Raw genomic sequence first — 14,990 nt, forward strand, 5'->3', positions numbered from 1 at the left:
TCCTAACTTGCCAAAGCGTAAGGCTTAAATATCTTAGCCCAACGTGGATTGTTTAAATACTTTGTTTGCTCAAGTATCACTCTCATATTAAAATGCCAAATTCCTACCATTCTTAAATAATCTTGCATAAGATCTAATGCATCATTGATATCATTTTCTATTCTATCTAAGAACTTATCCTTTATCTTCAATGTAAGCTCTAATCTTTTCCATCGCACAAATTCCCTTTTAATGTTTTCTTTGTGATAGTGCTTTTGTTTTTCGTATTTATCATAAAGTAAAATGCGTTCTAATTTATAGTATTTACTTTGAGGATTGTTGATATACATACTTGTTTTATAAGTATGAAAATCGCCAAAGATTTTAAGTTTGCTAAACCTTTCTTGGTGTTTAAATTCTCTTGGTTTAGATACTGCTAGATCATCATCAAAATCACAGGCAATATCCACACTATAAGCTTTAAACCTTTTTATCATTTTGCTTAAAATTTTCCACACTTCAGTTTCTATTTGTTTACTAGGCTGATAAAGCCCATTAAATTGCACCTCTATGTAGTAATCTTTTGCTTTTTTATTCTTTTTAGAAAGCTCAAAGCAAGCCTTAGAATTATCTAATATAATGATAGTATTTGAAAGGCTTTTATTTCTAGGTTTTATATTGATATAACGCATTTTAAAAGGATAAAATTTATCATTGGTTTTTATGCCTTTGAATTTGTCTTTTGCAAATTCATCAATGCTTTTGTTTCTTGTTGTGCTTCGCATTTTTTCAAAAAGCCCCCATCTTTTAAGGTATTTGTAAAAGGTTTTTTTATTGATAACGAAACGGAAGCTGTCGTATCCTGTGCTATGATTTGTTTGCATAAAATATCCTTTTCAAAACCTTTTTTCATTAAAAAGCCATTGCTACTTATCTTTACAAGTGCATAGCCACGCATTGCTAAACTTTCTATTACCTTTGCTCTTTGTGCTTTTTTAAAAGCATCATTATCTTTTTGTATGGGTTTAAAACTCATTTTTTTCCTTTTTTTAGACATTAAATGAGTGTTCAGGGTTTATTAAAATGTCCTAAACACTGCTATTTAATGGGATTTGTTGTTAAATTTGTTTTCTTTTGTTAAGCCTAAATTCTAAGATTTCAAAAGCAAACTTTCCTAAATCTTCATTTGTTTGCTTGATTTTAGTTTGCAATTCTTTTATGGTTGTTTCTAGCCATAGGTAAAGCTCTAAATCTTTAAAAACAAATAAATCGTATTTAGCAAATTCTGTTTTTAATCTCTCATAATTTTCTTCTGATATGTTTTTAAGATTAAAAAGCTTTGCCTTAGTCTTTTTGTGCTTTTGTTTTTCTATTAAAAGCTGATATTTCAAAGCTTTTATTTCGTTTTCTAGATGTTGCATTTAACTTCCTTTTTTGGTTTATAGATACTTGATAAGCTTCTCAAATATGTTTTAATAATAAATTATAACTTATTTAAGAAATAAAGTCAATATATTTTTATATATTTTATAAGTTTTTAGTAGAAAATTTATTTATTAAAGAAGTGATTATTTAGAAATATCCTTTATAATCTCTTTCAATAGATTAAATTGCTTAAGCTGTTTCTTAAGCTCTAAGGTCTCTAAATATAAATTAATGGCTACTTCTATTGTTTTGCTTATTTCACCAGTAGAAGCATTTTTATTTAAAGTGGCTTCGCTATATCCGATCTTTTCCCCAAGTTGTTTATAAGTTAATCCTAACTCCTTGCAGGTTTTTCTGATAAGATTTTCATCATTTTTTGCCATTAATCATCCTTTTTTTAAAAAACAAATTCTACTAAAAATCACTTAAAACTTTAATAACTATGTGATTATTCGTTTTCTAGGTATGGTTTGTTACTCATTTTTATTTCCTTTACTAATCATCAATGCTATATAAGCAAGTAAAACCACCTGCAAAACTTCTAAAATTTCACTCATTTTAAACTCCTTATGCTAAAATAAGAGTAGGCATAATGTTAAAGGTGGGGCAAAAGCCCCTTAGTTAAATCCAAGTTTGGATTATTTTTGAGATTAGATAAACAAGTATTGCGACTTTGATTAAAAAATCTAACCTTTGCATTATGCTTACTCCTTTCTTTATATATTTATAAATGCTAATTTTCTTAACATTTATAATTAAATTATACAAAGTATCTTATTAATTGATGCTTAAAATTGATAATTATTTTTGTGTTTTGGTAGAATTTTTGTTAAGTTATTTAACAATTAAATATTCTTGAAAATAGTTTTAATCGTTTCCCAATCTTTAAGTTGTTTTTTAAGTTCTATAGTTTCTTTTAATAAATTTATAGCAGCGGAAGTTTGCTCGCTAATCTTTCCACTTGCAATAGTAGCCCTTAAACTTGGCTCACTCCAGCCTAATTTTTGTGCTAAATCTTTATAAGTAAAATTATTTTCCTTGCAAAATTCCTTAATTTCCTGTGCTGTCATTTAAAACCTTTCTCAAAAAACAAATTCTACCAAAACATACTTAAGTTTTAACTATCATTTTAAAACTTTTATTTCGTTTTCTAGGTATGGTTTATTACTCATTTTTTAAGCTCCTTAAGTTCTTTTTCAAGCCTATAAACTTTTGCCGATAAAACACATAATAAAGTCGCTAATACTAAAACTATAATTTCTAAAATCATTTTTAACTCCTTTTTTGATATAATAGAAAAGGTAAAAGATGATAAGGGCTTTCGCCCTTTGCCTTAATGCTTTCTTGCGTTGATAATGGCTGTTATCAAGCAGATTAAAGCAGTGATTAACTCGAGCACATCACTAGCGTTCATCTTTTACTCCTTCTTTTATTTCAAAACTAACATTTTATTAGTTTTGATATGATAATTATATAATAAAATATTATATTTGTCAATAGATAAAACAATATAATATTAATAATTTCTCTAAATAAACTAATAAAATATGTTGAAATGTATCAAAAAAAGTAATTCTAGTGTAGCCCTTAATTTTAAGGACTATTTTTTAAGTATTTTTTCTAGTAGATTTTTTAATTCTTCAAAGTCTTTTAAATCATTTTCAAGTTCTAAAATGCGTTGATACATTTTAAAGCTATGTTCTATACTTGCAGTAATTTTATCATTAGCTATTGCATTTGTTAAACCGCCCTCGCTTAATCCTAAATACTTTGCTAACTCTTTATAAGTTAAATTTCTTTCCTTGCAAAAATCCTTAATTTCTTGTGCTGTCATTTTTACCCCTTGATTAGAAAAACTTATTAGCCAAAGAAAAAGCTAAGCTTATACTTTGTTTTATAGCTTCTTCATCTGCTAATTTTATACTATCTCTAAGTTTATCACCTAAAGTTTTATTATTTTGTAATGTTTTTGGGATTGATTTTAAAATTTCTAAAGATTTAAGAGTTAATCTTACACCAAAAAAACACTCAAACCCTAAAGTTTTTACCTCTTCATTAAAACTTATAAAATCAAAATCTCTTAATGCTATAATCGTTTCATAGACAAATTTTACATCTTCTTTGGTTGCATCGCTATCCTTGATAATGTCTTTTAAAATGTAAATATCTTTTTTTATAGGAAAATTATCAAACAAGATAGCTAATACTTTTGCGCTATAAAAATCAAATTTTTCTATATTGCTTTGCATTATATTACCTCTTTTCTTTTTCCTCACAAACAAAATAAACTTTTACATTCTTATTTTTATTGATTAAAAGAATTTGTTCGTGTAAATTTTCAAAAGGACTTTCTAAATTGTCATAAAATTTCAATCCACACACAGGACAATTTTTAATACTATTGTGAGTATCTATAATGATTTGCGTTTCACAATTTTTGCACTCTAGTTTAAACTTTTTTATCTTGGCGATTTCTTGTTCCATCACATTCCTTTTTACAAACAAAATAAAATTCTGCATTTTTATTTTTGCTAACACTTTTGAACAATTCAGTTAAAATTTCAAAGGGATTATATCCTAAATTTTCATCTATAAACTTTATTCCACATTGCGGACAAGTTTTAATAACATTACCTATTTTTGTAATGATTTTTGTATCGCAATTTTTACATTTTATTTTTAATTCTGTAATTTTTTTTAAATTCTTATCCATATTTAAACCTTATTTTATTAGTTCAAAAATATAACTAATGGTATGTTTAAGGATTTCATTGTTTGTTTTGTTCGAAAATTTTAAAATTCTATCAGCTAAGGTTTCGCCATTTTGTAAGCTTTTTGGTGTTGCCCTTAAAATACTTAAACCTTTAGCACTCAAGCTTACATTTAAAAATGCAATTGGGTTCATTGTTTTGCTTTGTATTTTAATGAGTTCTAATTCTTCTAAATATAAAATGCTATGATAATAAATCTTTTCTAATTCTACTATATCTTTTTGCGTTTCGCTTATTATATTTTGAAGTAAAATATCGCTTTTAAGTGGGAAATTTTCGAGTAAAATTTTAAAAACTCTCCCTGTGCAAATATCAAAATGTTCTAAATTATTCATAATATACCTTATTATTATAAAAAATAAAATTAACAAATTTAAAAGCTAATTTTATCAAAAAAATATTTAGCTTTAACCTGCTTTCAAAATCGCTTAAAACTTTAATAACTGTGTAGATTAAGCCATTCCCTTATCGCTAAACCATAAAGCTTTACAATTTGTGGGATTATTGCATTCCCTAACCCTTTAACTGCGTCCATTGTGCTGGAAAACCCATCATCTCTTCGTATATCTTGACAATCAAGCTCAAAATCTTTTTCACATCTTCGCCTCCTATACTCGCTATATAAGGATATAATCTCTTTTGATGGTTTTTGTGTGATTTCATTTGCGTAGAAATGGTGAAATTTTTCATACAAAAAGCATCCGATGCTAAGGGCGTTGGTAGTAAAATATTCTTTATTCCAACAAATAACATAAGCTCGTTTTCTTTTGTGTGGATATCCAAAGGATTTAGCACATAATAATTGCCACCAACAATCATACCCGATTGCTTGAATTCTTTTAATAAATTCTTCTCTAAAATCATCTCTCCAAATAAGTTCGGAGCTATTTTCAAACAAGATAAATTTTGCTTTTGTGAATTTTGCAATTCTAATGACTTCATAAAATAAACTGCTCCTTTCTCCTTGTAGTCCTTTTTTGCTTCCTGCTATACTCAAATCTTGGCATGGAAAGCCTGCTGTGATTAAATCAATTTCATCTTTTATATTTTCTTCATTGATTTGCTTCACATCGTTAAAAATAGCTTTTTCATTAAAGTTTTGCTTTAAAAGTTTTTGGCAATATGGTTCAATCTCACAAAAAGCTAAAGTGTTAAAAACTTTCTCATCTGCCATTTTTAAACCTAAAGCAAAACCACCTATGCCACTAAATAAATCAAGATGGTTTATTTTCATTTAATAATTCCGCATTTTCATGGATATTGCCTATTATTTCGGTATCATATCCTTCATCTTTAACTAAATAAATTAAAGAGCCTATGTAATCTCTACTTTTACTCTCAAGATAAAAAGTCCCTTCTTTATGAATGCTAACTTTTGCCAAAAAGCAATCGTATGGACTTTTAGTTTTAACAATATCCCCTTCATAAATCTTTTTGCCATTTTTATCATAAAGTCCTGTAAATAATTCTATCTCATAATTACATGATGTAAAGTCTTTAACTTTACAATATTCATCATAGTCTCCACCGTAATAATTGCTTTCGCAACTATGTTCTATAGTAAGAACATAGTTTTCATCATCAACATTTCCTGTAACTGCAATATACTCATTATTGTTTATATTATCATTGTATATTTTCTGTTTTAAATATTTTTTACCATCCCAAATCCTAAAATCAAAATCTTTTAATTTCATTCTTTCTCTCCTTTTGTACTTCTTTCAACTTCTTGCCATTCTTTGTCACTTTTAAATTCTCTATCAACTTGCTTTCAAAATCGCTTTTAAAATGGCTATTTGCCCTTTACCTGTTATTTTTGTCGTGCTTACAAGTCTATCGCCGTTGATGGTGCTAACAGTCGTTTCACTTACCTTAAAAAGTCCTTGTTCGATGTATTTTTGATAAGGTTTGTTATCGCTCATTAAAAATCCTTTTTCACGCAAGATCTTAAAAAGTCTTTTCTCGCCAATTTCAAGATTATTTTTTTCGTGTAAGATTTTTGCATAATCTCTTATCAAAATAGCATCATTTGTGTTTTGAATGCGATTTGCAAAATGAATTAAAGGTGCATTTTGTTCGGCTTCGTTTTTTAAATTTACATTTTCAATTTGAAGCTTTTCATTTCTCTCTAAAAGTTCTAATTGCATTTGCAAACTTTCTTTTAATGAAAGCGGTTTATAACTTTGTTTTTTAAGCTCATTTTCTAAGTATTCTAATCTATCGATTATCTTTGCTCTTAGTTCTACACTATATCCACTCACTAAAATTAGCACTTCTCTTTTTGGTAAGCGATAATACTTGTAAAACTGCTTATTTTGTGGGTTTTGGTAGGTATGCTCAAATTTGAAGACACCCCCTTCAACCACTTTTTCTAAGTAAGTTTCTATATCTCTTGTAACATTTCTGTGTTCTTTTCCTGTAAGCTCTGCTATCTCTAAAGAAGTTAAGCTTATTTCTTTGTTTTCATCTTTTCTAAACAGCTCTAAATTCATTTATTCTCCTTAAAATTTTTTAGTGTTTAAATGAAGACTTAAGAGCCATCTTAAAAGATGGCTTAATTTAAGAAGAAATAAATAAATTTGAGGACTTTAAAAGAATTCTCATTAGTCCTCATTTAAACACTAACCAAAACATAGGACCTGCATTCAAAGTCTAAAAGACTTTTGGTATTTTGGTAAATTAACAAAGCTTTAAAAAAGCCCACTTTCCACACCGTCGCCTGTGAGTGTAATAAAGATAAGAACACACTAGCCATAAAAGGCTAGTGAAGCAATCTAAAAAATATCAAACCTTTAAAGTTCGCAATTGTAGGCGTTTATCCACTTAACGCAACTTTTGCAAAAACCCTTTAAGCACACTTTTTGCTATCACTTTAAAAAATGCGATTTTAAAGTGCTTAGATAAATGTGCTTAATGAGGCTTTTAAGCTGCCTCAATTTCTTCTAGTAAAGCTTTAATCTGTGTAATAGCTCTTTCGTGTGCCTCTTTGTAAGTTACATTCTTTTTATACTCACTTTTTAAATCTTCAATCCTTTGCGTTAGCCTTTCATCGTCTCTTATTCCAAGTTTTAAAAGTGCAATTTCTACTTTTGAATTACGCTTAGTGGGAGTGCTAAGCCAAACAGATAAAGTCCTATCTGTAAGATCTAGTTTTTTTTCTACTTCTGCTATAGTTCCAACATCTAAAATTTGTTTGATTTTTTCATATAGTTTCATTTTAAACTCCTTAAAGAAATGATTGTTTTTTCAAAAAGTCCATCGCTGATCGCTTCTATGCTTACCTCATCATTTTCATGTAAAAAATTCAGCGCTTTCTCGAATACCTCATCGCTGAAATTAAAACACTTTCTAAGTTCTTCCTTTTCTTCACTTTTTCTAAAACTTAAAACATCTAAAATTGATTTTGCTTCTATCATTTTTTGCTCCTAAAAACTTGTTAAAAGCTTTTTTGTGATACAATCTAAAAGCTTTTAAGAAAGGTTTTAAATGGACTTTTATACTCCTATTAAAGATATTTTTGGCTCAAGCGTTTCAGCTTTTTTCTTTGGTTTTATGCTTGGTTTTGTGCTTTGTAAAATGTTTTCTTTTATGAAATTTCTTATTAAAGCACTAGAAAAGAAAAAAACTAATATTTGGCATGATACTTGTCCTTATGTTTCACACAATGGCAAGCCGTTAGCTATTTCTTTTAAAACACGAAATAGAAAAACCATCGATGTAAATTGTCCCTGTTTTAATTCTTCGAATAAAACTTGCATAAAATCAGGCTTTATTTGTGCTTTTTACAATGATTGATTAACAAAGCCAACGAAAAACCTACTACAAAAAAACAAGCTGATATTACATCTTGCATTTTATTTCCTTTGTGTGCAACTTTTGTTTTTAATTTAAAACAATTTGCAATTAACTTTTTTAAATTGTTGGTGTTATTATAATAAAAATATACTCATTTTGTCAAGTTTATATTTTCATTTTGTAAAAAAATACTAAATTTTTGAGTATAAATATTTCTTATGATACAATTTCTAAAAACATTAAAAAAGGAGCTAAAATGAAAGAAAGCATTTCATACGAAAACTATGAAAAGAATTTGAAATTGGAACTAGAAAATAAAAGAAAGGATTTTGATAGTCAAATTTCACAAATCATACCAGGTCAAACGCAAATGATAAAACTTTATTTTTGGTTTGCTACTCTTATAATATCAGGACTTTTGACTATATCAGGCAAGATGCTTAAAATTTATCTTACTTTTTCAAACTTGGAAATCTTACAAATATCTTTTTTCATCCTAACTTTTGCATGTGGCTTAGCTTGTATCTTTTTTGCACTAAAAGCGATTTTAAAAGGGGCTATTATCTATCATCCAGCTGGACTAAAAAAAGTATTTGAAGAGTTTCCAAAAGATAAGTATGAGCATGTAAAAGGCTTAGAGAGAATGATAAACGCAACTTATAAAGCTATAGAAGCAAACAAAAATGAAATCTTAAAAACTACAAAACAATTGCGTTTATCTTTTTATAGCATTATTCTTTGTTTGTCTTTTTTTATAGTATTTTTAATCACATTATTTCCAAATTTTATAGAAAGGGGGTGAGTATGCTTGGCAGATGAAAAAGAAAGCGTGGAAGTAGATGCGCCTACTCCAACACAAACCAGAGATGATAAAAAAGATTAAGGCGATTTAGCCTTAATAAAACAAAATATAATACCCAAAAAAGAAAAACGCAAGTATAAACCAAAACTCCATTTTTCAGCCTTTTAAATTAAAATAATATAAGTTTAAATTAAAACTTGGCATACTTATTGCTTAGGTTTTAACAAACGATTTAATTTTTTTATATTGTTGGTGTTATTATAATAAAAATATACTCATTTTGTCAAGTTATTTTATAACTTTTGAAAGGATTTTTGTGGACGTTAAAGAAATATTAGATCAATGGAAATCAGAACAAAAACTAAAAACTTATAAAGATTTGGCTATTTTTTTAGGTGTAGCACCAAATACACTCGATGTTTGGAAACAAAGAGGTAGTATACCTCCTAAAAATATACTCAAATATATTCAAATGCATTCAAGTATAAAATCCACAAATACAATTTCAATACGTTATTTTCCTGACATTTACGCAAGTGCTGGTTTTGGCAATACAAATGAAAATGAAAATTTTCAAATTATCAACGTAGATAAAACTTTTTTAACTGAAGTTTTAGGAGTGCCTTACAAAACTCAATATGATATGATTAAAATTTATGGTGAAAGTATGGAACCTTTTATACAAAATGGCTCTTTTATCATCATAGATACCACTAGAAATTCACTCGATAAAATAAGAAATGGCGATGTAGTAATTTTTCGTAATAGCAATAATGAACTTTTTTGCAAACGCATTCTTAAAAATGCTTTCGATGATGATATAGTTATTAGCAGCGATAATTTTAATTTTGGAGATAAAAAGGTAAAGAAGAGTGCTTTAAAAGATCATGTATTTATAGGCGCGGTAATTTGTTCTTGTAATGCAAAGATATTTTTAAATCAAATTGAAAGGGTATGAAACAAATGAAAAAACTTATAATCCTATCTTTATTATCCACTCTAGCTTTTGCTGATTATAATCAATACAAACCAAGCGAAGATTTTGCTAAGTATTTTACTAAGCAAAACTGCTCACAAGTTTTGGATAAATTTTATTATCTAAATTGTTATGACTATAATCTAAAAGGCACAAAAGCTGTAGCTTATAGATTAGAAGCGGATAATTTAAAAGGCGAACAAATCAAAAAACGCCCACGCTTTGAAGATGATACAAATATTCCTAAAAAATACCGCACCACATGGAGTGATTATAAAAACAGCGGTTACGACAGGGGACACACTCTTTCTAATGCTTCAATGAGAAAAACAACTCAAGCTCAAAGAAGCACTTTTTTAATGAGCAACATTACTCCACAAAATCCACAAATCAATCAAAGAGTTTGGAATAAAATTGAAAAAAGAGAAAGACAAGTAGCTTTAAAACTTGGAAGTTTAGAAGTTTTAAATTTGGTTAATTATGATAGTAATCCACAAAGAATAAGAAATCAAATTGCTATTCCAAGCTCTTACACTAAGATTTTAAAAGGTGATAATTTTAAAGAATGTTATCAAGTGCCAAATCATGAAGTCGATGATGAGAGTATAAAAAGTTATAAGGTTGATTGTGATCAATTTTAATCGTTTTTAATGACATAAATTGTTTTATTGTAAATTAAAAAAAATAAAATAAACTTTTTTAAATTATTTAAATTAAAAGGAGTAAAAATGGGATTTGTAGGTTTGGCTTATTTTATTATTAGTTTTATTGGAGCAATTGAAATTGCTAGAGATGCAAAACAAAGAAATATGAGTGGCTTATGGTGGGGTATTGGTGCCTTTCTTTTAGGAATATTTGTATGGATTTTATATATCGCAGTTAAAGAACCTTACAAAAGAGAACAAAAAATGTCTAAAATGAGAGATTTAGAATTTTTAAGAGGATTGAAAGAAAAAGGTGTTATCAGTGAAGCCGAGTATGAAAAACACAAAACAGAAGTTCTAGAATGGATGTAATGAGGATTAATCCTCATTCAACTCCTTAATCTTATTTATTTGTATCTCACACTGCTTGTATTTGTAAAAAAGCAAAGAATAAGCATTTATAATATCAAGTTCATTTTTTGCCTTTGGCTTTTCAAGGGGGCTTAGTGTTAATAACTCTTGCGGAATTTTTACTTTTTGAATTTCTATTTTGGTTACTACTTGTTGAGTTTGCATCCCACAACCTATCAACGACATCGTTAAAAAGCTTGGTAATATTATTTTCATTGCTTTTATAAATGTATTCTTTAACATATTCTATCCTTTCTTTAACTTCGTTTTTTTGATTGTTTGCTTCATTGATTGCTTTTAATTCTGCTTTATGAATTTGCGTAAGTTCTTTTAGCCTTGCTTCGTTGTTTTTATTAATCTCTAAAGCTAAGGCTAAATCATTTTGACTTTTTTCTAATTTTGCCTTTGTGCTATCAAGTCTTAGATAAAAATATCCTGCTAAGATTGCCATTAAAGCTAAGGCGATATAAAGCTTTGCATTTCCAAATAAAAGATTTATCATATTTTGTTTTAGAAGTTTAAGTGTGGGGTGTAAACTTTAACCTACTTAAACTTTTATCTCCTTTCTATGCTAACTCATTTGTTATTTCAAGTTTAATGTCTTCAAGATTTTTACCATACATCAAATCATAAAATTCTTTACAAGCTTGTCTGCTTTGACCGACACTTTCATTATTATTATCCTTGGTAAGCCCCAGCAAGATACAACCTTTTGTATCTTTATAAGTGTTTCCCCAATGGATTAAAATATGTCTTTCAAAATCCACATCATTATTATAAATATTTAAAACGCTATCATCTTCTTTTAATACAATAACTCCTGCAACTTCTTTTTTTCCTTTATCATTAAAACTAGAATTTATATGTCTTTTCAAATCATAAACTCCAGCAGGAATTCTTAAATTTTTACCACTTTCAAGTCCTTCTTCTTTTCTTTCCAAAGAAAAGCATTCAAAAAGAATTTTTTCTTCATCATCTAAAACCTTAAATTTCCCAATAACGCAAGTTTTGCTAGTATATCTTCTATTAATTGTTACTTTCATTTTTTCTCCTTTTTTAATTTAAAGTTATCTCACTTCCATCTCTAATATTTAAAGTATAATCTCTTGCTATTGCATCGCTATAATATGAATTTGTAAAATTTAAGCTAAATAAAGGTTTTCCTATAGAAGAAGCATAGGCTTCAATATTTAAATAACTTGAAAAATTTTGAGAATAACCTGTTGGTCTTGCAGCAATACCGATGATATTTTTTGGTAAAGGTTTATCAAAATCTAAAATGTATTCATAAGGCGTCATATATGCTAAGTTTGTTCCACAAATATAACCACCCGTAATTAAATCGTAATCGCCATAGTCAGCATTGATTGTAGAACTTATTCTTACTTCATATTCTTTTCCATCTATATCATATAAGCCTGTGGCTGATTTATTTTCTTTGTCTATTTGAATATTTTTAGCATAAATAGCAGTTTTATCTTCCTTTATTAATCTAACATCACTTAAGCAAACAGATCCACCACGATAGGCTGTTTGTACTGTTAATCTAAGTCTATTTACTTCTGGTTCTTTGCTAAGCTCTACTTTAATCCACGAGGTAAAATCACTTACATAAATATCGTTTGGAGTTTTTGAATTGTCTATCCAAATAAATCCTTTTTTATAACCATTATTTGTTTGTGTTTGTTCTGGTGGAGGTGTGTTTGTGATATTGCAAAGCAAAGCATTTTTTTCTAAAGCATTTGAAATAATACTTAAAGTGTTATTTATGGTATTTCCTACTTGATGAAAACTTTCTTCAAGCAAGGGTTTAGAAACTTCTTCTAAGGTTTGCCTTAATTTTTCATCGCTAATTTTATCACCATCTTCGCCTTTATCACCTTTTAAACTTGCTAAAAATTCATCTTGACTTTTTCCTGTGTTTTCTTCATTTTCAAGCCAAAGTTCATAAGCACTTTTACCATCAGCTCCTTTAGCTCCATCTTGCCCTTTTAAATTTTCAAGCTGTTCTTCTGTAAAATCTTCATAAGTAAAAGGATCTCCTTTATCACCTTTTAAACTTTCTTGATTTTCTAAAACAACTTTTAATACAACTTCTTTTAAACTCTCTTCATTGATATTTGCATTGATGTCAAGCTCTTCTAGCAAGGCTTCTAGTTTTTCTTTTAATTCACTTTGTTTTATAAAGTTAAAACTTGTTAAAACTTCATTTATAGCATTTTTAATACTTTCATCGCTTGGTTTTACTCCATTTTTAAAAAGTTCTTTTAAAATTTCTAAAGCTTCACTAAAATCTTTATTGATTTCTTCTGTTTTTATGGCAATTTCTCTTAAATCCACGCTCATCTTATCCCCTTTATTAAACATTTGATCTGATGAAATAAATTACAAGAGCAATAAAAAACAAAAATCTTAAATTTATTTATTTCTAAAGCTTGCATTGCTTCTTTTAAAACAAGATCAGCAAGTTTGTAATCTTTTCTTGATTTTGCTTTTTCACATAAAAAATCATGCACTACACAAGCACTAAAATACTCACTTTTAAAAGGTGGAAACAAAGACCAAAAAAGGCGTGGGATACTCGCTCCATCTGTTTTAAAGCCTTGTGGTACAACTCCTTTGTAGTTTGGTAAAATAAACTCATAATCTTGTATCACTTCAAACCTGTCCTTATCGTATGGCTTTACACAAACCCTTTTTAATTCTGTTTTAGTCATTGTTTTCCTTTTTTTTAAAAATACTTCTTAATTCATCATTTCTTATTTGAGTAAGCTTAACAAGCCTTTCATCCATTCTCATAAGATCTGTTTCTATAGCTTCTAGCTTGTCATTGGTTTTTGAGCAATGTGTTTCTATAAATTTAACCAAACTATCGCTACTTGCTCTGGATACTGCAATTTGTTCTCTAATAAGAGCATTAGTATTTTTGGTTTCACTTATAAGTTCTTTTGTTCTTTCCCCAGCTTCTTTATGTAAAGTTTTATATAAATGCCATGCAATCCCAGCTAAGACAAAAACCATCAATCCTAATAATGCAGATCCACTTAAAGAACCGAGTATAGCACCTTCTTTTATTATATTTTCAGTACTCATTTTTCACTCTCCCATGCAATTAAATTTAATTCTTCTAAAGATGTGGCATTTTTCACTTTATTTCTTAGTTCATCATTTTTAAAAATAATACTTTCAGTATATTTAGCGATACCAACCCCAAATTCTAAAAATTCTTCTTTGTTAAATGTAATGATTTTATTATCTTTATCAATCCAAGCAATATTTTCCAAAGGAGTATTATTGAGATTTGCCAACATTATCTCGCTAACTTTTCCGCTGATATTAATTTTTGCTTCCGTGTCAATTTGAAATGTAGTATTTTTAAAAGGCATAAATAAAAGCTTTTCTTCTTTTATAGCTTTTAACTCTTCTAATTTTAATTCTTTTAACTCTTCTAATGTTTTTTCTTTAATCTCGTAAGAAATAATATAAAGATTATTTTCTTCATCATAAGTTTGAATTTGGCGAAGTTCTTCAATTTTTTCATTAAAACTTGGGATTTCTTCTTCTTTAACTTTAGCAAAACCAAGCTCTTTTAAAAGCTTATCATCGCAAGCACTTAAAAAATAAGTATCTTGTGCATCAATTTCACCTTCTTCGTTTTGTATTTTTACATCTTTTAAAAAAATATCATCATATTTTAAACTTTTATTTTTTAAATCATAAAACATATTTACCCTTTCTTAATTCCAGTATAATGTTAAATTTGCTCTTGGGTTTAATCTATCCCCATCATTTAAGTTCCAACCAGCACTTGCATTTGCACTACCGCTTTGATAAGAACTTAGCATTATTTGTAAATTGTTTATATTTCCAAAATTGAATTTTTTCTCTACTTTGATTTTTGCATTGGCAGTGTAATATTTACTTAAAGCATGCAATTCTACACTAGAGTTAAAATTGTTCCATGTGATATGCAAAGTATTTGCAGAAGTTTTATTAGACATATTTCCAGTCGTCCAAACTTCGCCTAACACAACCACTTCTTTATTATTAATATTTGATGGCAATACCACTGCTTGTTTATAAATCATGTCTAGCTTTAACATATAATTATAATTTGCAACCGAGCCTCCTAAAGATGGAGGTAAATTTAGTGCTATACCATTATTAGAAAGAAGGAGACAATTCAT

General features: G+C 28.0%; 28 protein-coding genes. 5 read left to right on the top strand and 23 right to left on the bottom strand.

Translation table 11 applies throughout. The features are described from left to right. Positions 1–2: 2 nt before the first annotated feature. From AJN58_RS08700 to AJN58_RS08770, 15 genes are all read right to left on the bottom strand, one after another. Positions 3–764, bottom strand: coding sequence for a hypothetical protein (locus AJN58_RS08700; protein WP_070210183.1), 762 nt, complete (start codon positions 762–764; stop codon positions 3–5). After that, positions 701–1,015: a hypothetical protein gene (locus tag AJN58_RS08705; RefSeq protein ID WP_044261580.1), complete on the bottom strand. Its 315-nt coding sequence runs from the start codon at positions 1,013–1,015 to the stop codon at positions 701–703. Before AJN58_RS08705 ends, AJN58_RS08700 begins: the two co-directional genes overlap by 64 nt. Positions 1,016–1,097: 82 nt before the next feature. Next, on the bottom strand, positions 1,098–1,400 hold the full coding sequence (locus AJN58_RS08710; protein WP_070210184.1) for a hypothetical protein: 303 nt from the start codon (positions 1,398–1,400) through the stop codon (positions 1,098–1,100). Positions 1,401–1,547: 147 nt separating this feature from the next. Next, entirely contained in the window at positions 1,548–1,787 is a 240-nt protein-coding gene (locus tag AJN58_RS08715; protein ID WP_052776566.1) for a helix-turn-helix transcriptional regulator, read from the bottom strand. Positions 1,788–2,249: 462 nt separating this feature from the next. Further along, complete coding sequence (locus AJN58_RS08720; protein WP_044261582.1) at positions 2,250–2,474, bottom strand: hypothetical protein; 225 nt, start codon at positions 2,472–2,474, stop codon at positions 2,250–2,252. Between the two features lie 530 nt (positions 2,475–3,004). After that, entirely contained in the window at positions 3,005–3,238 is a 234-nt protein-coding gene (locus AJN58_RS08725) for a helix-turn-helix domain-containing protein (RefSeq protein WP_070210185.1), read from the bottom strand. A gap of 13 nt (positions 3,239–3,251) precedes the next feature. Further along, on the bottom strand, positions 3,252–3,653 hold the full coding sequence (locus AJN58_RS08730) for a hypothetical protein (RefSeq protein WP_070210186.1): 402 nt from the start codon (positions 3,651–3,653) through the stop codon (positions 3,252–3,254). 4 nt (positions 3,654–3,657) lie between these two features. Beyond that, positions 3,658–3,888 carry a hypothetical protein gene (locus AJN58_RS08735; protein WP_002787283.1) on the bottom strand — a complete coding sequence of 77 codons (231 nt, stop codon included), beginning with the start codon at positions 3,886–3,888 and terminating at the stop codon, positions 3,658–3,660. Next, positions 3,854–4,117, bottom strand: coding sequence for a hypothetical protein (locus AJN58_RS08740; RefSeq protein ID WP_044779014.1), 264 nt, complete (start codon positions 4,115–4,117; stop codon positions 3,854–3,856). Before AJN58_RS08740 ends, AJN58_RS08735 begins: the two co-directional genes overlap by 35 nt. Positions 4,118–4,126: 9 nt before the next feature. After that, on the bottom strand, positions 4,127–4,510 hold the full coding sequence (locus tag AJN58_RS08745) for a hypothetical protein (RefSeq protein WP_044261586.1): 384 nt from the start codon (positions 4,508–4,510) through the stop codon (positions 4,127–4,129). Positions 4,511–4,611: 101 nt separating this feature from the next. Next, positions 4,612–5,409, bottom strand: a complete 798-nt coding sequence (locus AJN58_RS08750) for a DNA cytosine methyltransferase (RefSeq protein WP_070210187.1) — start codon at positions 5,407–5,409, stop codon at positions 4,612–4,614. After that, positions 5,390–5,872, bottom strand: coding sequence for a YopX family protein (locus AJN58_RS08755; protein ID WP_070210188.1), 483 nt, complete (start codon positions 5,870–5,872; stop codon positions 5,390–5,392). The genes AJN58_RS08750 and AJN58_RS08755 overlap by 20 nt, the downstream gene beginning before the upstream one ends. Positions 5,873–5,935: 63 nt before the next feature. Next, positions 5,936–6,667 carry a phage regulatory protein/antirepressor Ant gene (locus tag AJN58_RS08760; protein ID WP_070210189.1) on the bottom strand — a complete coding sequence of 244 codons (732 nt, stop codon included), beginning with the start codon at positions 6,665–6,667 and terminating at the stop codon, positions 5,936–5,938. Between the two features lie 430 nt (positions 6,668–7,097). After that, a complete protein-coding gene (locus tag AJN58_RS08765; protein ID WP_044779008.1) occupies positions 7,098–7,391 on the bottom strand; it encodes a hypothetical protein in 294 nt (97 codons plus the stop codon). Further along, positions 7,388–7,591 (bottom strand): hypothetical protein, encoded by a 204-nt coding sequence (locus AJN58_RS08770; protein ID WP_044779007.1) that lies wholly within the window; start codon positions 7,589–7,591, stop codon positions 7,388–7,390. The genes AJN58_RS08765 and AJN58_RS08770 overlap by 4 nt, the downstream gene beginning before the upstream one ends. Positions 7,592–7,661: 70 nt before the next feature. On the opposite strand from AJN58_RS08770, the gene AJN58_RS08775 reads away from it, so the two are divergent. The 5 genes from AJN58_RS08775 to AJN58_RS08795 all read left to right on the top strand — a co-directional run bounded on the left by AJN58_RS08775 (position 7,662) and on the right by AJN58_RS08795 (position 10,764). Further along, positions 7,662–7,970, top strand: coding sequence for a hypothetical protein (locus AJN58_RS08775; protein ID WP_002801731.1), 309 nt, complete (start codon positions 7,662–7,664; stop codon positions 7,968–7,970). A gap of 256 nt (positions 7,971–8,226) precedes the next feature. Continuing rightward, positions 8,227–8,772: a hypothetical protein gene (locus AJN58_RS08780; protein ID WP_052521811.1), complete on the top strand. Its 546-nt coding sequence runs from the start codon at positions 8,227–8,229 to the stop codon at positions 8,770–8,772. A gap of 316 nt (positions 8,773–9,088) precedes the next feature. Next, on the top strand, positions 9,089–9,730 hold the full coding sequence (locus AJN58_RS08785; RefSeq protein WP_044780574.1) for a helix-turn-helix transcriptional regulator: 642 nt from the start codon (positions 9,089–9,091) through the stop codon (positions 9,728–9,730). Positions 9,731–9,735: 5 nt separating this feature from the next. Next, positions 9,736–10,389, top strand: coding sequence for a DNA/RNA non-specific endonuclease (locus tag AJN58_RS08790; RefSeq protein ID WP_070243438.1), 654 nt, complete (start codon positions 9,736–9,738; stop codon positions 10,387–10,389). A gap of 87 nt (positions 10,390–10,476) precedes the next feature. Continuing rightward, positions 10,477–10,764, top strand: coding sequence for an SHOCT domain-containing protein (locus AJN58_RS08795; RefSeq protein ID WP_070209750.1), 288 nt, complete (start codon positions 10,477–10,479; stop codon positions 10,762–10,764). 6 nt (positions 10,765–10,770) lie between these two features. On the opposite strand, the gene AJN58_RS09900 is transcribed toward AJN58_RS08795, so the two are convergent. From AJN58_RS09900 to AJN58_RS08830, 8 genes are all read right to left on the bottom strand, one after another. Continuing rightward, positions 10,771–10,968, bottom strand: coding sequence for a hypothetical protein (locus tag AJN58_RS09900; RefSeq protein WP_079860321.1), 198 nt, complete (start codon positions 10,966–10,968; stop codon positions 10,771–10,773). Then, positions 10,886–11,305, bottom strand: coding sequence for a hypothetical protein (locus AJN58_RS08800; protein ID WP_044778778.1), 420 nt, complete (start codon positions 11,303–11,305; stop codon positions 10,886–10,888). Before AJN58_RS08800 ends, AJN58_RS09900 begins: the two co-directional genes overlap by 83 nt. A gap of 64 nt (positions 11,306–11,369) precedes the next feature. Then, entirely contained in the window at positions 11,370–11,846 is a 477-nt protein-coding gene (locus AJN58_RS08805; RefSeq protein WP_070209747.1) for a DUF5675 family protein, read from the bottom strand. Positions 11,847–11,859: 13 nt separating this feature from the next. Next, positions 11,860–13,149 carry a hypothetical protein gene (locus AJN58_RS10440; RefSeq protein WP_251988541.1) on the bottom strand — a complete coding sequence of 430 codons (1,290 nt, stop codon included), beginning with the start codon at positions 13,147–13,149 and terminating at the stop codon, positions 11,860–11,862. Further along, the gene (locus tag AJN58_RS08815; protein WP_021358083.1) at positions 13,146–13,520 is read right to left on the bottom strand and encodes a DUF1353 domain-containing protein; all 375 of its coding nucleotides are present in this window, start codon (positions 13,518–13,520) and stop codon (positions 13,146–13,148) included. Before AJN58_RS08815 ends, AJN58_RS10440 begins: the two co-directional genes overlap by 4 nt. Further along, entirely contained in the window at positions 13,513–13,896 is a 384-nt protein-coding gene (locus AJN58_RS08820) for a hypothetical protein (RefSeq protein WP_044780579.1), read from the bottom strand. Before AJN58_RS08820 ends, AJN58_RS08815 begins: the two co-directional genes overlap by 8 nt. Next, positions 13,893–14,528, bottom strand: a complete 636-nt coding sequence (locus tag AJN58_RS08825) for a DUF4376 domain-containing protein (protein ID WP_044779002.1) — start codon at positions 14,526–14,528, stop codon at positions 13,893–13,895. Before AJN58_RS08825 ends, AJN58_RS08820 begins: the two co-directional genes overlap by 4 nt. A 12-nt stretch (positions 14,529–14,540) precedes the next feature. Next, positions 14,541–14,990 (bottom strand): hypothetical protein, encoded by a 450-nt coding sequence (locus AJN58_RS08830; RefSeq protein WP_070209749.1) that lies wholly within the window; start codon positions 14,988–14,990, stop codon positions 14,541–14,543.

This window comes from Campylobacter sp. BCW_4321 (assembly GCF_001763075.1).
GTDB classification, from domain to species: domain Bacteria; phylum Campylobacterota; class Campylobacteria; order Campylobacterales; family Campylobacteraceae; genus Campylobacter_D; species Campylobacter_D jejuni.

Bases quoted from the DNA above. Each gene is read 5' to 3' on its own strand.
- AJN58_RS08700 (WP_070210183.1), bottom strand. From the start codon at position 764: ATGCGAAGCACAACAAGAAACAAAAGCATTGATGAATTTGCAAAAGAC.
- AJN58_RS08705 (WP_044261580.1), bottom strand. From the start codon at position 1,015: ATGAGTTTTAAACCCATACAAAAAGATAATGATGCTTTTAAAAAAGCA.
- AJN58_RS08710 (WP_070210184.1), bottom strand. From the start codon at position 1,400: ATGCAACATCTAGAAAACGAAATAAAAGCTTTGAAATATCAGCTTTTA.
- AJN58_RS08715 (WP_052776566.1), bottom strand. From the start codon at position 1,787: ATGGCAAAAAATGATGAAAATCTTATCAGAAAAACCTGCAAGGAGTTA.
- AJN58_RS08720 (WP_044261582.1), bottom strand. From the start codon at position 2,474: ATGACAGCACAGGAAATTAAGGAATTTTGCAAGGAAAATAATTTTACT.
- AJN58_RS08725 (WP_070210185.1), bottom strand. From the start codon at position 3,238: ATGACAGCACAAGAAATTAAGGATTTTTGCAAGGAAAGAAATTTAACT.
- AJN58_RS08730 (WP_070210186.1), bottom strand. From the start codon at position 3,653: ATGCAAAGCAATATAGAAAAATTTGATTTTTATAGCGCAAAAGTATTA.
- AJN58_RS08735 (WP_002787283.1), bottom strand. From the start codon at position 3,888: ATGGAACAAGAAATCGCCAAGATAAAAAAGTTTAAACTAGAGTGCAAA.
- AJN58_RS08740 (WP_044779014.1), bottom strand. From the start codon at position 4,117: ATGGATAAGAATTTAAAAAAAATTACAGAATTAAAAATAAAATGTAAA.
- AJN58_RS08745 (WP_044261586.1), bottom strand. From the start codon at position 4,510: ATGAATAATTTAGAACATTTTGATATTTGCACAGGGAGAGTTTTTAAA.
- AJN58_RS08750 (WP_070210187.1), bottom strand. From the start codon at position 5,409: ATGAAAATAAACCATCTTGATTTATTTAGTGGCATAGGTGGTTTTGCT.
- AJN58_RS08755 (WP_070210188.1), bottom strand. From the start codon at position 5,872: ATGAAATTAAAAGATTTTGATTTTAGGATTTGGGATGGTAAAAAATAT.
- AJN58_RS08760 (WP_070210189.1), bottom strand. From the start codon at position 6,667: ATGAATTTAGAGCTGTTTAGAAAAGATGAAAACAAAGAAATAAGCTTA.
- AJN58_RS08765 (WP_044779008.1), bottom strand. From the start codon at position 7,391: ATGAAACTATATGAAAAAATCAAACAAATTTTAGATGTTGGAACTATA.
- AJN58_RS08770 (WP_044779007.1), bottom strand. From the start codon at position 7,591: ATGATAGAAGCAAAATCAATTTTAGATGTTTTAAGTTTTAGAAAAAGT.
- AJN58_RS08775 (WP_002801731.1), top strand. From the start codon at position 7,662: ATGGACTTTTATACTCCTATTAAAGATATTTTTGGCTCAAGCGTTTCA.
- AJN58_RS08780 (WP_052521811.1), top strand. From the start codon at position 8,227: ATGAAAGAAAGCATTTCATACGAAAACTATGAAAAGAATTTGAAATTG.
- AJN58_RS08790 (WP_070243438.1), top strand. From the start codon at position 9,736: ATGAAAAAACTTATAATCCTATCTTTATTATCCACTCTAGCTTTTGCT.
- AJN58_RS08795 (WP_070209750.1), top strand. From the start codon at position 10,477: ATGGGATTTGTAGGTTTGGCTTATTTTATTATTAGTTTTATTGGAGCA.
- AJN58_RS09900 (WP_079860321.1), bottom strand. From the start codon at position 10,968: ATGCAAACTCAACAAGTAGTAACCAAAATAGAAATTCAAAAAGTAAAA.
- AJN58_RS08800 (WP_044778778.1), bottom strand. From the start codon at position 11,305: ATGATAAATCTTTTATTTGGAAATGCAAAGCTTTATATCGCCTTAGCT.
- AJN58_RS08805 (WP_070209747.1), bottom strand. From the start codon at position 11,846: ATGAAAGTAACAATTAATAGAAGATATACTAGCAAAACTTGCGTTATT.
- AJN58_RS10440 (WP_251988541.1), bottom strand. From the start codon at position 13,149: ATGAGCGTGGATTTAAGAGAAATTGCCATAAAAACAGAAGAAATCAAT.
- AJN58_RS08815 (WP_021358083.1), bottom strand. From the start codon at position 13,520: ATGACTAAAACAGAATTAAAAAGGGTTTGTGTAAAGCCATACGATAAG.
- AJN58_RS08820 (WP_044780579.1), bottom strand. From the start codon at position 13,896: ATGAGTACTGAAAATATAATAAAAGAAGGTGCTATACTCGGTTCTTTA.
- AJN58_RS08825 (WP_044779002.1), bottom strand. From the start codon at position 14,528: ATGTTTTATGATTTAAAAAATAAAAGTTTAAAATATGATGATATTTTT.
- AJN58_RS08830 (WP_070209749.1), bottom strand. From the start codon at position 14,990: ATGAATTGTCTCCTTCTTTCTAATAATGGTATAGCACTAAATTTACCT.